Source organism: Leptolinea tardivitalis (assembly GCF_001050275.1).
In the GTDB taxonomy this organism is placed as follows: domain Bacteria; phylum Chloroflexota; class Anaerolineae; order Anaerolineales; family Anaerolineaceae; genus Leptolinea; species Leptolinea tardivitalis.
Map to the genome: position 1 here is coordinate 123517 of NZ_BBYA01000011.1, position 14160 is coordinate 137676.

Annotated in this window: 14 protein-coding genes; 6 read left to right on the forward strand and 8 right to left on the reverse strand. The window is 47.7% G+C overall.

Annotated elements, in window-relative coordinates; genetic code table 11:
* Positions 1 to 4: 4 nt before the first annotated feature.
* Genes LTAR_RS13405 through LTAR_RS13425 form a run of 5 tightly spaced genes read right to left on the reverse strand, consistent with a single transcriptional unit; the run spans position 5 to position 3480 of the window.
* Complete coding sequence (locus LTAR_RS13405; RefSeq protein ID WP_062422777.1) at positions 5 to 754, reverse strand: CPBP family intramembrane glutamic endopeptidase; 750 nt, start codon at positions 752 to 754, stop codon at positions 5 to 7.
* On the reverse strand, positions 751 to 1215 hold the full coding sequence (locus LTAR_RS13410; protein ID WP_062422778.1) for a bactofilin family protein: 465 nt from the start codon (positions 1213 to 1215) through the stop codon (positions 751 to 753). The genes LTAR_RS13405 and LTAR_RS13410 overlap by 4 nt, the downstream gene beginning before the upstream one ends.
* A 9-nt stretch (positions 1216 to 1224) precedes the next feature.
* Entirely contained in the window at positions 1225 to 1923 is a 699-nt protein-coding gene (locus LTAR_RS13415; protein WP_062422779.1) for an acetyltransferase, read from the reverse strand.
* Between the two features lie 19 nt (positions 1924 to 1942).
* Complete coding sequence (locus LTAR_RS13420; protein WP_201775998.1) at positions 1943 to 2533, reverse strand: DNA-3-methyladenine glycosylase; 591 nt, start codon at positions 2531 to 2533, stop codon at positions 1943 to 1945.
* 11 nt (positions 2534 to 2544) lie between these two features.
* The gene (locus LTAR_RS13425; protein WP_062422781.1) at positions 2545 to 3480 is read right to left on the reverse strand and encodes an NAD-dependent epimerase/dehydratase family protein; all 936 of its coding nucleotides are present in this window, start codon (positions 3478 to 3480) and stop codon (positions 2545 to 2547) included.
* Between the two features lie 218 nt (positions 3481 to 3698).
* On the opposite strand from LTAR_RS13425, the gene LTAR_RS13430 reads away from it, so the two are divergent.
* The 6 genes from LTAR_RS13430 to LTAR_RS13455 all read left to right on the forward strand — a co-directional run bounded on the left by LTAR_RS13430 (position 3699) and on the right by LTAR_RS13455 (position 10588).
* The gene (locus LTAR_RS13430; RefSeq protein ID WP_062422782.1) at positions 3699 to 4196 is read left to right on the forward strand and encodes a rubrerythrin family protein; all 498 of its coding nucleotides are present in this window, start codon (positions 3699 to 3701) and stop codon (positions 4194 to 4196) included.
* A gap of 65 nt (positions 4197 to 4261) precedes the next feature.
* The gene (locus LTAR_RS13435; RefSeq protein ID WP_062422783.1) at positions 4262 to 5905 is read left to right on the forward strand and encodes an L-lactate permease; all 1644 of its coding nucleotides are present in this window, start codon (positions 4262 to 4264) and stop codon (positions 5903 to 5905) included.
* Positions 5906 to 6019: 114 nt separating this feature from the next.
* On the forward strand, positions 6020 to 7189 hold the full coding sequence (ercA, locus tag LTAR_RS13440) for an alcohol dehydrogenase-like regulatory protein ErcA (RefSeq protein WP_062422784.1): 1170 nt from the start codon (positions 6020 to 6022) through the stop codon (positions 7187 to 7189).
* Positions 7179 to 8735 carry an HD domain-containing phosphohydrolase gene (locus LTAR_RS16915; RefSeq protein WP_081419985.1) on the forward strand — a complete coding sequence of 519 codons (1557 nt, stop codon included), beginning with the start codon at positions 7179 to 7181 and terminating at the stop codon, positions 8733 to 8735. The genes ercA and LTAR_RS16915 overlap by 11 nt, the downstream gene beginning before the upstream one ends.
* A 133-nt stretch (positions 8736 to 8868) precedes the next feature.
* Positions 8869 to 9687: an HAD-IIB family hydrolase gene (locus tag LTAR_RS13450; RefSeq protein ID WP_062422785.1), complete on the forward strand. Its 819-nt coding sequence runs from the start codon at positions 8869 to 8871 to the stop codon at positions 9685 to 9687.
* Between the two features lie 7 nt (positions 9688 to 9694).
* On the forward strand, positions 9695 to 10588 hold the full coding sequence (locus LTAR_RS13455; RefSeq protein ID WP_062422786.1) for a DMT family transporter: 894 nt from the start codon (positions 9695 to 9697) through the stop codon (positions 10586 to 10588).
* Here the strand turns inward: LTAR_RS13455 and LTAR_RS13460 are convergent.
* The 3 genes from LTAR_RS13460 to LTAR_RS13470 are packed head-to-tail and all read right to left on the reverse strand — an operon-like array spanning position 10585 to position 14148.
* Positions 10585 to 10989 (reverse strand): VOC family protein, encoded by a 405-nt coding sequence (locus LTAR_RS13460; protein WP_062422787.1) that lies wholly within the window; start codon positions 10987 to 10989, stop codon positions 10585 to 10587. The two genes, LTAR_RS13455 and LTAR_RS13460, sit on opposite strands and share 4 nt — an antisense overlap.
* Complete coding sequence (gene recQ / locus LTAR_RS13465) at positions 10989 to 13232, reverse strand: DNA helicase RecQ (protein WP_081419988.1); 2244 nt, start codon at positions 13230 to 13232, stop codon at positions 10989 to 10991. Before recQ ends, LTAR_RS13460 begins: the two co-directional genes overlap by 1 nt.
* Before the next feature lie 58 nt (positions 13233 to 13290).
* On the reverse strand, positions 13291 to 14148 hold the full coding sequence (locus LTAR_RS13470) for a formate/nitrite transporter family protein (RefSeq protein WP_062422788.1): 858 nt from the start codon (positions 14146 to 14148) through the stop codon (positions 13291 to 13293).
* Positions 14149 to 14160: the final 12 nt, after the last annotated feature.

The following is a 14160-nucleotide window of genomic DNA, read 5'->3' on the forward strand; positions in this document are numbered from 1 at the left end:
GTGTCTATTTTATCAGGAAGAGCCACTGACTCAGGGCGAGATAAATAGCCGGTGTGAGATTGTGTTTGCTTTTCCGGCTGATCCAGCCTGTGATCAGGCCGTAACCGGTTGCCAGCAAAACCTGATATATGGCATCTTGTCCAAAGGCACCGTGTAATGACAGCGGGATAACCTGCCAGAGTGTGAAAAACGCTGCTGAGATCAACCATCCGGTTGTTGGTCCAAACCGTGATGATAATCGCGGTTGTGAATACCCGAAAAAGAAGGTGGTTTCACACAGAGAAATCATCAGAAACTGCAGCAATGCCAGTCCTTCGATGGATTCAACTCCATTGGTAATGGCTGAAATTTTAGCCCGAATAAAAATAATCATCGCTGCGATCAGCAGGCTGAAATTTACATTTGGCCGCAGGGCATCTTTCCCCCAGAGAGCACTGCGGAAAGGTTGTTTTCGGTATACCAGGGCAGCGCCGATGACCAAAAGCGCAATCAGATCAATGATGATTCGCTGCCATCCGGCTTCAATATTAAACCCCAAAAAAACAGTTGGGATAGTGAAAAAGTATTTGTACACAATAATGCTGAAGAAAAAGATCACAGCATTGAGTGAGAATGTTATTGAGGCTTCACGCCGAGGGAAAAGAAATTGAAGTGGTTTGACTTTTTGCAGTTGTGGGCTTAATCCGGCCAGCATTCCCAGGGCAACTATGCCGATCCATTCGGCGGCAATGAGCAAGAGTGTATCGGTAGTCATGATGATCCTTTGATGGGGGCTTTCTTTTCAGGCGCCGGGGGAGGTGGTTCGGTCGGTTGGGTTTCACCTTCAGGCTCCAGATTCAACTCCACTCGTTCTTCCATGCGAACCTGACCGCGAAGGAATGCGCCTTCTTCTGTGGAAAATGACACTGTGACCACATCTCCCCAAACCCGGCCAGTGGCGCGAATTTCGATCTTTTCAGCGGTGATATTTCCCCGTACCGCTCCGGCTACGATGACGGTGTTGGCTCTGAGATTTTCACAGGTGACCCGTCCGGTTTCACCAACTACAACCAGCCCGTGAATGCTGATTTCGCCTTCCATCGGACCTTCAATCCGCACACCGCCTGTTCCACGCATGCTGCCATTCCATCGTATACCGGGGCCTAGAACGGTGGTAACCCGTTCTACGGGGGCAGATGGTGTGGGACCTGGAGTGGAAGGTTGTTTGCGAAACATGCGTATCCTTTAGCTGCTGGTTGATCGTTCAGGCCAGATCTGACCGGCGTAGACACGTCCACCGGGCGGGACATCCGCCTTGATCGTTGCACCGTTGCCGATCCGGGCTTCCGCGCCGATGGTCAGATTTAAATTGATGGTAACACCCATTCCGATCTGGGCACGGTCATCGATTTTAACACCACCTGCGAGAGTTGCACCAGGAGAAAGATTAACATATTCGCCAATGTAACAATCATGTGAAACTACGACGTGCGAATTAAGCAGACTGCCGAACCCTATCCGTGAGTCAGTACCTACATAAGTCAGGGGGAGAATCTGTACCGCAGGTTCAAGAATTGCCGATGGTTCGATCCATGCTGTCGGATGCACAAGTATGGGGAAGGAAAAGCCGACTTTTTTTAACTTTTCAAAGACCAAAACCCGGGCCTGTACGTTTCCAATTCCCCCTACACTGTTGGCTGCCTGGCGGAATCCGACATTATATAGATCTTCCAGAATGTCACTTCCGCCAAAAACCGGGAGATCCATGACATGACTTCCCGGTTCCAGATTGTCATCCACAATGCCGCCAATTTGATAGGCGTCCAGTTCTCTGGTCAGGTCTATCAGGGTTTTGCCGTGGCCGCCGCCGCCAAATAACAAAACAGTGGTCTCGTCGATCCACGGGGGGATAAGAGATTTCCAATTGATGTTTGTATTACTCATGGGGATTCACTCTCTGTTCTTAGGTACTTTCCTGGAGAACAAAGCGCCAGGGCATATTGACCCACGGCTCGCCGGCATATTGTATTCCAATTCGTGGAGTGCGGTGAATACGGTCTTCTGTGATGGAGTTGCTTTCTTCAATGAATAGTCCGCCGGATGTACCGGTAAGGTCCACTTCATTGCATTCCCGTCCAATGGCCAATGCCCGAGTCAACCGCGCCGGCCCGCTGCACCAGTCACGTTGGGAAATGCCTTGCCGTTTACAGGCAATGAAGTCCAGACCTTCATCCGGAATCAGACTTCTGATCAACACGGCAGCGGGGTAACCTTCGGGTCCGCAAACACAATTTAGCATCCAGTGCATGCCATATGTAAAGTATACATAGGCTCGTCCCGGTCTGCCATACATGACGTAATTTCGGGCGGTTTTTCCTGATTTTGCATGGCAGGCCTGATCCTGCTCGCCGTCATAAGCCTCAGTCTCGTTGATTATCCCGCTGATTCTCTGCCCATTAATCACCCTGACGAGGCGTTTTCCCAGCAAATCATGGGCTACATCAACTACAGACCGATCGTAAAAAGCTGCTGGAAGAATTTGACCTGTTGTCACAGTTTTCTGCATCAGGTGTTTTTTTGCATCAAACGTGGATCGTTTTCATATGTAAGACGAAGCCCAGCATCAATTGTCACTTTGGGTTCGTATTTCAAAAGATCCCTGGCAGAAGAAATATCGGCACACATTCTTAATGTGCTGACTTCATTATGTGGGTTATATACGATTTCGGGCCGGCCGCCGGTTATTTCAATGATGGATTGTGCCAGTTCTTTTACACTGGTTTCTCTGCCTGAACCCACATTAATGGTTTTCTGATCTATTCCATCTGTCGTTGCCGCAGCCACCATGACATTGATCACATCATCTACATAAACGTAATCGCGAGTCTGGTTGCCGTCACCATGAATAACCAGAGTGCCGTTTTGTGATGCCTGCCGAATGAAATAAGGGATAACAGGGGCATGTACAGGGGGGAAATGCTGGCCTGGCCCATAGGCATTAAATATGCGCAGACATACCGTTTCAATTCCCCATAATGCCCCGATAGTCTTGATGTAATACTCTGCGGCCAATTTGGATACGGCATAGGGGGACCGCGGATTGGGTATTGTATTTTCAGAAATCGGTTGTGATTCCTGATCGCCGTAAACGGCGCCGGAAGAAGCAAATACCACCCGGCGGACGCCAACATCGCGCATGGCTTCCATCAATGTGACTGTGCCGCCAACATTTACCTGGTTGTATTCCCGAGGGTACAAGATGGATTCGGGTACCAGCACGCGGGCTGCCATGTGATACACACAATCCACATCCTGAAGCAGCGTCCAGAGTTTAGGCCTGTCATTAACATCACCCCGGGTGAAATGGACCTCCGGCAGAAGAACCATCGGATCCCCGGTGGAACAATCATCGACACCCCGAACTGAATGACCTTCGCGTGCCAGAGTGTTTGCCAGTGATGAACCTAGAAAGCCGGCTGCGCCGGTGATGAGAAATCGCATGCTGGTTTTTCCAAGTAGTTCGATGGGAGTTGTAAATGGATTATAGCATGGAGTCAAGTAGGGGCTGATAATCTCAATAAAGCTCAAAAATCCATTAATATGCCAATAAAGGTTTGATACATGAACATTGCCTGAAAATCCATTGTGGATTATGATTGTTGACGTCAGTCTTTGCCTGATGTAATCTATAATCACTTCATATCTTTCGGGAGGAAACCATGTCAAAAACGATCGACGATTTAAAAGCAGCCTTTGCAGGTGAATCTCAAGCCAACCGTAAATATCTGGCTTTTGCCAAGAAAGCAGATGAAGAAGGATTCCCTCAGGCGGCTAAACTCTTCCGGGCGGCTGCCGAAGCTGAGACTGTACATGCTCACAATCACCTTCGTGCCATGAACGGTGTGGGATCAACGCTGGATAACTTAAAAGAAGCTGTCGGTGGCGAAACATACGAATATGAATCTATGTATCCACCCATGGTAAAAGAAGCTGAAGCAGAAGGCAACAAAAATGCCCTGAGAAGCTTCAATTATGCCCTGGAAGTTGAGAAAATCCATGCTTCTTTATACAAGGAAGCCATTGATAACATCAATAAAAAAGAAGAAGTGTACGATTATTTCGTCTGCCCCGTTTGCGGGTTTACAGCCCCGAAATATGCCCCGGAAAAATGCCCGATCTGCGGGGCGTCTGGAACAAAGTTTATCAAAGTTGTCTAATATATCAATATAGGGTAAAATTAGTCCGGTTTATACCGGACTTTTTTATATAAGGATAAAACAACATGCCCTGGCAGCAAACATATGATCCTCTTCACAACATGGCATTAACAACACTGGCCGCCCTTGCCCCGGTGGTCATTTTACTCGGATGCCTGGCATTATTTCATATTAAAGCCCATTATGCCGCTTTACTCGGGTTAGCGTCGGCTCTGATTGTTGCACTGTTTGTGTTTCAGATGCCTGCTCCGCAGGCAGCCGCTGCGGCAATATATGGAGCGGCATACGGATTGCTGCCGATTGGGTGGATCATCGTCAATGTTATTTTCCTGTATCAGTTGGCTAACCGTAAGGGAGCCTTTGCCATTCTGCAAGAAAATTTAACAGCCATTACCCAGGATAGACGGTTGCAATTGCTGTTGGTATCATTTTGTTTTGGTGCATTTTTCGAGGGTGCAGCCGGTTTTGGAACACCGGTGGCTATAACGGCTTCCATGTTGATTGGGCTTGGCTTTGGGCCGTTGCAGGCTTCCGGTCTTTCACTGATAGCGAATACGGCGCCTGTCCCTTTTGCTGCTCTCGGTACTCCCATTCTGGCATTGCAGGCCGTCACCGGGTTTGACTTACGCACTCTCAGTTCGGTCATTGCCTGGCAATTATTGATCTTTGATATCATCATCCCCTTCTGGTTGATCTGGGCATTTGCCGGATGGAAACGGATGCTTGAGATCTGGCCAGCTTTGCTTGTCTCCGGTATTTCTTTTGGCCTTTCTCAGATTGTGATTGCCACTCTACACGGCCCCTGGTTGGTGACAATCGTTGGTTCACTGGTCTCAATTATTTCACTCGTAGTATTTTTACGGTATTGGAAACCAAAAACGATCTACCGGTTTGAATCGGATTCTGAAGGCGGAAAAACAAAAAGCCAGCATCATTATTCAAGAAAGCAGACACTTCAAGCCTGGCTTCCCTGGGTTGTCCTCTCTGTGATGATTTTTCTATGGGGACTGCCGAGTATAAAAAGCTGGTTTGACAGCTTTTCCACCATTAAGGTGCCAGTTCCTTATCTCCATGAAATGGTCATGCGTATGCCGCCCGTAGTTCCCGAACCCACCAAAGAAGCGGCCGTATTTAATATCAACTTCCTTTCTGCAACAGGAACAGGAATCTTGATTGCTGCCATGATATCTGCCCGCATTCTGGGTTATTCTATTCGGGAGACGGTGCATGTCTATGCTGCCACACTCAAACAGGTACGTTTTTCTCTCCTGACCATCATGGCCATGCTGGCTCTGGGATATGTAACCCGATACTCCGGATTGGATGCATCCCTGGGCTTGACCTTTGCCATGACGGGATGGATGTACCCGTTCTTCGGAACGCTGCTCGGGTGGCTGGGTGTTGCTCTGACAGGGTCTGATACCTCATCGAACGTATTGTTTGGAAGCCTGCAAAAGTTGACTGCCAGTCAGGTAGGCGTCAATCCGGTGCTTATGGCTGCGGCCAACAGCTCTGGCGGTGTGATGGGGAAAATGATTGATGCGCAGAGTATTGTCGTCGCCAGCACGGCCACCAAATGGTATGGTCATGAAGGCGATATTCTGCGGTATGTATTTTTCCATAGCATTGCATTGGCATTTCTTGTCGGGTTGGTTGTGATGGCTATGGCGTATATCCCCGGTCTTGCAGTTTTACTTCCGGCTGGCTGATATATTTGATATTAATGACCGAAAAAAACAAATTTAATTTCTGCCTTACGCCTTTTTTATTGGAAAGGCTCTTTACGATTTGTATAATGGATTCACCGATCTTGATGGGTGAAAATGGATTATTCTGGAGCACTTGGTGAGTTACGGAAGTTTGTTGCCCCTGAATTTGTATTTGGTTTAGGGGCTAGAAAGCTGGCTGGAAGGTATGCCGTTAACTTTGGAATTAATAAAGCGCTGGTTGTATCTGACGATGGCGTGGCGGCTGCCGGATGGCTTGATTCTGTTCTAGATTCTCTGAAAGAACAGGGTATCCAGTCGGAGGTTTTTTCGCAGGTTCATTCCAATCCGCGAGATTTCGAGGTGATGGAAGGGGCTGAACAGTACCGTGCAAAGAACTGTCAGGCAATTATTGCGGTAGGCGGCGGCAGTCCGATGGATTGTGCAAAGGGCATTGCCATCGTCAGTTCTAACAGGGGGAATATATTGGATTTTGAAGGGGTGGACGAAGTGGATAAACCAGGCCCACCATTAATTTGCATTCCAACAACGGCGGGAAGTTCTGCCGATGTTTCACAGTTTGCCATTATTAATGATATTAAGCGGCATGTAAAAATTGCGATCATCAGTAAGGCAGTTGTACCCGACGCTGCCCTTATCGATCCAGAAACTACCCTCACTATGGATCCATACCTTACCGCCTGCACCGGATTGGATGCTTTAACCCATGCCATTGAGGCGTATGTGTCCAACGCCCAGTCACCTGTAACAGACTTACATGCGCTTGAAGCAATTCGGCTTGTATGGAATAACCTGCTTGACGCCATTGATAAGCCCGACGATCTGGATACCCGATGCCGGATGATGTTAGGAAGCCTGGAAGCCGGATTGGCTTTTTCAAATGCCAGTCTGGGGGCAGTGCATGCCATGGCCCACGCCCTGGGCGGACTGCTCGACCTTCCACATGGGGAATGCAATGCCCTGTTATTGGAACACGTTGTACGATTCAACTTCCCTTCAACTCCACACCGATATTGTGCGATTGGCCGGGCGATGGGTTTGCCTATGGATGAACAGAATCTGCCTGGCTCTCTTATGGAACTTGTCTCAGGTATTCATGATTACAGGATTCGCGCCGGTATCAAACGGTCATTGAGCGACAATGGTGTGGAACAAGATGCCATCAAAGAGCTGGCTGAGAAAGCTTTTCAAGATCCCTGCCTGGTGACCAATCCTTATCCAGCTTCCAGACAAGATATTGAGCGGATTTACGCTGATGCCTGTTAAAAAAGCCGATTCAGAATCTTTACGTAACCGGATCATCGGTTTGGGGGAGAAATCGATCCATAAAAGCTATTACCCTGAACTTCAAAACCGCCTTGCAGAATTGGAACGTTTCCGGTCTATGCTGGATCAAAGCTCGGATATCATTTTTCTTCTAAATTTCCCTGATCTGCTGATCTATGATGTTACTACACCGGTTGTTACCCATCTTGGATGGACTCAGGAAGAACTTGTCGGTTCCAGTTTTTTGAATATTCTGGATGAAGAAACCAGTCAGTGTTTTCAGAAAAAGATGGATACTGCCTGGCATGATCGCCAGGAGCGGGAAGTTTTTACAGCACTTATTCGCGGGAAAATCCCCATGGAATTTGTCTGTTCGCCGGTAGTTTTTGAGGGGAATCGTTTTCTGATCATCGTAGGGCAGGAGATCAGTCAGCGTTTAGCCGCAGAGCAACAAATCCGACGGCAGTTATTTCAATTGGATACACTGCACCATATTGATAACCTGATCACGGCCAATTTGTCACTATCAGATCTACTGACGGGTGTCTTATCTGAGGTACGCATGGCATTAAGGGCGAATGCTGCCGCGATATACATATTTGATTCTCCCACCAAGATGAAACGTATTGCCTGGTCGGCCGACGAAATTGGAGTGGATGGTGACACAATTTTACTCACAACCCGGCACTTGCCGACTCTTGAATATGGAGAGCAAATCCTCCTCAATGGAAATGATGGATACGATGAAGCATATTCGATGATCCTGCAGCGAATCCAGCAATATGGTTTTTGCGCTTATGGAGCCGAGCCACTCTCAACCCGCGGGCAAATTAAAGGTATTCTGGAAGTCTATTTCCGATCTCCGCAGGAGTTTAATGATGATTGGAAGACATTATTGACCCGTGTGTCTGCCCAGGTGACGGTTGCTGTGGAAAAAAGCCAGATGTTCAAACATCTGGAACAGGCGTACGCCGATTTGAATCAGGCGTATGATGAGACGCTTGAAGGTTGGGCGGCTGCACTTGATCTGCGGGAAAAGGAGACGGCCAATCACAGCCAGAAGGTTGTTGAAATGACCATTCGCCTGGCACATGCGGCTGGAATTCGGGCAGATGATTTGATCCATGTGCGCCGGGGAGCATTCTTGCATGATATTGGAAAGATCGCCGTACCAGATTCAATTTTATTAAAGCCAGGGCCATTATCAGAAGATGAATGGGTGATTATGAGACAGCACCCCGTATACGCCTATCAGATGCTTTCAAAGATTAACTATCTAAAACCTGCTATCGAAATTCCATACTGTCATCATGAAAAATGGGATGGAAGCGGCTATCCCCAGGGGCTGGCAGGAGATGCCATCCCTCTGGCTGCCCGGGTTTTTGCCGTAGTAGACGTCTGGCAGGCACTGACATCAGATCGTGTGTATCGCAGAGCCTGGCCGGAATCAAATGCTAGAAAATATATAATAGATCATTCCGGTACACATTTTGATCCGAAAATTGTGGAAGCATTTTTGAAATTGGTAATAGCGGATGTCAAATAAGTGGTATTTTGGGGGAATAGCATATTAGAATAGACCCTGCCGATCACTATTGTGATCTGGATTTTTATCAGTCATTTGGGATGTAATTTACATACTCCGGGTGAACACTGCCCGAATTTATTGGATGATTTATATGGATAACTCAAAACAATTGCCTGTGATTGCCTTTGATATGGATGGCACTCTGATGACGCACCAGGATGCCATTCACCCTAAAGATATTGAACTACTCACCATGGCTGACCCGCCTGCGATATTTGTTCCTACTACCGGACGATCTTTATATGCCATCCGTCGGATTTTTTCGGAATTTAAGATTTGTAATGGCAGTCCATTATCCTTCCCGATGGTCTTACAGAATGGATCTCTCATTTACAACCCCGGAGAAAAATTACTTCGTTACACCCCCCTTGAATTAAGTACACAAAACGAATTGATCCGTTTATTCAAGACTCAACCGGATGTTGCCTTTCTGTTGTTTTCTGAAGACCGGCTGCGTCTTTTGAATGCAACTGAATTTGGACTGTCTGAAACCCGCCGCTATATGTTTGATCCTGAAATTTATGATGATGATGCTCCTGCCGTAGCCTGCAGCAAAATCTTGTGTATTGGTCAGGATCCAGAGAAAGTGCGGGAAATACGAGAGATGGTTAGAGATTTCAACCTTGAAGTGGCTCTGAGCAAACCGACGATCCTGGAATTCAATGCACCGGGAGTCAATAAAGGTTCTGGATTGGAATATCTGGTTGAAGCCAATGGATGGGATAAGCACCGGGTGTTTTGTGCCGGTGATGGTGACAATGACCTGGAAATGTTCCGCCGGTTTGATATTTCGTTTACTCCTTCCACCAGCTCTGAAGAAATAAAGAAACGGGTGACCCATGTGATTGATACACATCGGGATGGGTTGTTATCATCCATCCTTCATACCATCGAAAGAGAGAAGATTTAATCTTTTAATGTCAAATCGAGCCCGATCCATCATTGAAGCGATTTTCGCTGTTATTGTGTGGGGTGGCACATTTGTAGCCACTAAAGTTGCCCTTCAACAGGTTCAACCCGACACGGTTGTTTTCCTGCGTTTTGGGATGGGTGTAATCATTCTCGCGGCTGGTGTTCAATTGCGCCGGCAATGGATTCCATTGACACGCAGAGATATCCTATCTTTGATTGGACTGGGATTCCTTGGGATCAGTTTTCACCAGTGGCTGCAATCGACCGGCATGGTGACATCGGCAGCATCAACAACTGCCTGGATAGTGGCAACATCACCTGTTTTTATTGCGATTCTGGGCTGGATACTATTAAAAGAAAAGGCGGGTTGGCTGCAGATAGCCGGAACAGTGCTGGCTTTTTTTGGTGTATTGCTGGTTGTTACCCGCGGTGACCTTCAACTTTCAACTATTGGTCATATTGGAACAATTGGAGATGCCTTGATACTCATCAGCGCCATCAACTGGGCTGTTTTCTCTGTTTTATCACGGGGTATGTTAAAACGGCTGCCTTCGGCGCTGATGATGTTTTATGTAATGCTATTTGGCTTTATTTTTTCGAGCCTTTTCTTTTTTATCAAGACCGGACCGGCGGATATTCTGCGGCTTAATATGAGCGGATGGGCGGCAGTTCTGGTTCTGGGGATTTTCGGTTCGGGTCTGGCTTATATCGCCTGGTATGATGCCCTGCAAAATCTATCTGCCAATCAATCTGGTGTGTTCCTTAATATCGAACCACTGGTGACCATGCTGGTGGCATACGTTGTTCTGGGAGAACCGATTACCTGGGCTTCTATACTGGGCGGCGCTGTAATCATTCTGGGTGTCTGGCTGGTAAACCGAAAACCGGCAGTCAGCTAACCGCCTTTATTCCACGATCCGATTTCGATCAGATTGCCTTCCGGGTCCATAATCATGGATGAGCGCATTCCCCAGGGTTCATCTCTAGGTGCGTAAACTTCGCGTCCACCGGCAGCAATCACCCGCGCAAATTCCCGGTCAACGTCTGCCGAAGTGGGCAGGTCGATAGCCAGTTCAAATGTGCCGTTGATGCCGGTAGTGAAACCGGGAGTTTTCCCGCCGAAGAGGGTAGGCAGCTGTTTGCGTTCGTACATGGCAAATCGCACACCGTCATTCTTAAATTCGGCATAAGGTCCCTGTCCATCCCAGTCGATTTCAAATCCAAGAACGTCACGGTAAAAGGCCACCATTTCCGCCAGATTCTCCGGAAAGATACCAATCAAATCGATCCGAGTTGCCATTATTCTCCTCCTTCTTTGTTCTTTTGTTTGCAAAGGTAGTAGAGCTTTAAGACATGAAGCTCGTTGTAATCCACGGATTCATTCAAGTGAAGAAAAACTGGCTTCAACAAATCCGATCCAAGGGAATCAAAGGCATCCATCACTTTTCGCCGTATAGCAGGAGATGAATGGGAGTAAGACAAAAATTGCTCGGGGTTGGGAATGGAATTTCCGGCGCTTACATATTTAATAAGGTGGTTGATAATTGTATAGGCAATAACTGAATGCTTTGCGGCAAGATCTTCAATTGAGGCTCCTGAAAGAAATTCTTCTGCAATTTCATCGGTTTTCGATCTTTTTTCCACATTTTTTCCGGCAGGATGTACTGATTCTCTCTTTACCGGAATGATCTCTTTAAGATTATGGTTCCGGCAATACTCCTTAATGGTTGTAAGAAATCTATCTCCAAAAGTCTTACTTTTTACAGAACCAACACCGTGAATCATCCGCAATGTCACCAGACTGAGTGGATGATAGGCTGCCATTTCAGCCAATGTTCTGTCTGAAAAGATCATATAAGGGGGAATGCCCTTTTCATCTGCAATTTTCTTACGAAGCTGGCGCAATAAATCATACAACTCCGTATCGATTTCTGGCATGCGTGTGCGGCGGGCGGCCTGTTTGGATGGTTCCGCGGGGTTTTGACGGGCAGACGGTTGATTCTCTTCAAAAAGGGAACGCTGTGGACGCGGTTTTACTGTTGTGATCGTCTGGCGGGTGCGCAGCATCTCCACGGCAGAGTCTGTCAGTTTTAGAGAATTAAACTCACCAACCTTTTCAATGAGATTAAGGTCAATCAACTGATCGGAAAGCTTCAGCCAGTCATTCTTCTGGCGGTCTTTCCCGATCCCGAATGTGGAGAGCTCCTGATGTTTGTGCGAGAGAACCTTTTCTGTTCGGGCTCCCATCAGAATATCTGCGATATGGGCCGCCCCGAACACCTCACCACTGCGTTTGATACAAGACATAAACTTCTGGGCAGGGATGGTAATATCGATGATTTTCTCCTGCGAAGCCAGGCACCAATCGCACATGCCGCAGGACTTTTGTAAATAGCTTTCACCAAAATAGGCCAACAGGGGCCTGCGGCGGCAGCCGCGTGTTTCAATGTACTTAATCAGAGCGTCCAGTTGTTCTTCAGCTGCAGCCTGCTCTTTACCAGACTTCTGGCGAATGAGATATTCGATTTTATTTTTATCACCATAACTGAAAAGCAAACGGCAGACAGAGGGCTGACCGTCTCGCCCGGCCCGGCCAATTTCCTGATAATACCCTTCCAGGCTTTTGGGCAGATCATAATGCAGCACATACCGAACATCCGGTTTGTTAATACCCATCCCAAATGCCACGGTTGCCACAATGATATTTGCATCATCGCGGATGAAAGCTTCCTGGTTTTTGCGGCGGGTGGCATCATCCAGACCGGCATGATAGGGTAGGGCGGAATACCTGCGCCTGACCAGATCGGCGGTCAATTCATCCACCTGTTTTCGCGAGAAGCAATAAATGATCCCCGGCCGGCCGGGAAATTGTTCGATCAGGTCGATGGTTTGTTTCAGGGCATCCTGCTTTTTTTCAATTTCAATGATCAGATTCTTACGATCAAAGCTGGAGATGAATTCGTTGTGATCTTGAAATCCCAGCGATTTCTTGATATCCGCCCGCACCTTATGTGTGGCTGTGGCAGTGAGCGCCAGACAGGTGACATTTTTCAGCCCTTTACCCACCTTGATGAGTTCCCTGTATTCTGGACGGAAATCATGCCCCCATTCCGAAATACAATGGGCTTCATCAATTACCAGCAGGTCCACCTGGACAGTCTCCAGCAGACCGGATACTCTGTCAGTCAAAAGGGTTTCCGGTGCCATATAGATAAGCCGGGTTTTCCCCTTGCGGATCTGTTCAGTGTTCCGGAAATATTCACCGGCATCCAATGAGCTGTTCAATGTGACGGCTGGTATGCCAAGCTGTTTGAGCTGATCGATCTGATCTTTCATCAGGGCGATCAACGGCGAGACAACAATTGTCAGGCCGGGAAGAAGCAATGCGGGAATCTGATAACACAGTGACTTGCCCCCACCGGTCGGCATAATTGCCAGTGTGTCTTTCCGCTGCAATATATTTTCAATGACCTCTTTTTGCAGGGGCAAAAAGAGGTCATATCCGAAGATGTCGTTAAGGATGGTTTCAGGTGATTTCGACATGACAAAAGAAATGGCAGCGAATTCCAGCCGTCGTGTATCCTACCATAGAATAGTAGTTCTATGAAGGTTTCTTTCTCAGATAGGCATACCAGTAAATCAGGCCAACCATTACAACTCCGCCGATGATATTGCCGATCGTCACAGGTAGCAGATTGCCAATAAGGAAATTTTCCCAGGTAAGGTGGGGAAAATCCGCCGGTGTTTTTTCTATGGCATCAAAGAAGGCCTGATTCGCACCGTATTTGATAAATAAAGCAGATGGGATGAAATACATATTGGCCACACTGTGCTCAAAACCTGCGGCGACAAACATGGTGATAGGGAAAATGATCGCCATGATCTTGTCGGTGGTCGTGCGGGCGCTGTAAGTCAGCCACACGGCCAGACATACGGCCATATTGCAGAGAATCCCCAGGTAGACAGCGGGGAAAAACGCCAGGCTGGTTTTGGTTTCACCGATGGTAAGCATGTTTATTCCGATTACACCATGCCCGAAAGCATACTGTCCGCTGTAGAAGATCAATCCGGCCATCACGATCGATCCGGCAAAGTTGGCCAGATAGACGATTAACCAGTTCCGTAGAAGAGCTTTCAGCGTAACCTTGCCGTCTGCCCAGGCCATGATGATAAGCATATTCCCGGTAAATAGTTCAGCGCCGCCTACCACCACCAGAATCAAGCCCAGACAAAACGTCAGGCCTGAGAGCAGTTTGGTCACACCATAGGAAAGCAGACCATTGGCTCCGCTGGTCACAGCTGTGGCGAAAATGGCTCCCATGGCGATATACGCCCCGGCAAGGAAACCCAGAACTGACAATGTGGATACAGGCGAATTGGCTTTTTTTATCCCCAGTTGTACCGCTTTTTCCGCCATTCCGGCTGGAGGTATGGCATCAAAAGATGGAGTTGAATCCATGGTTTGTATTCC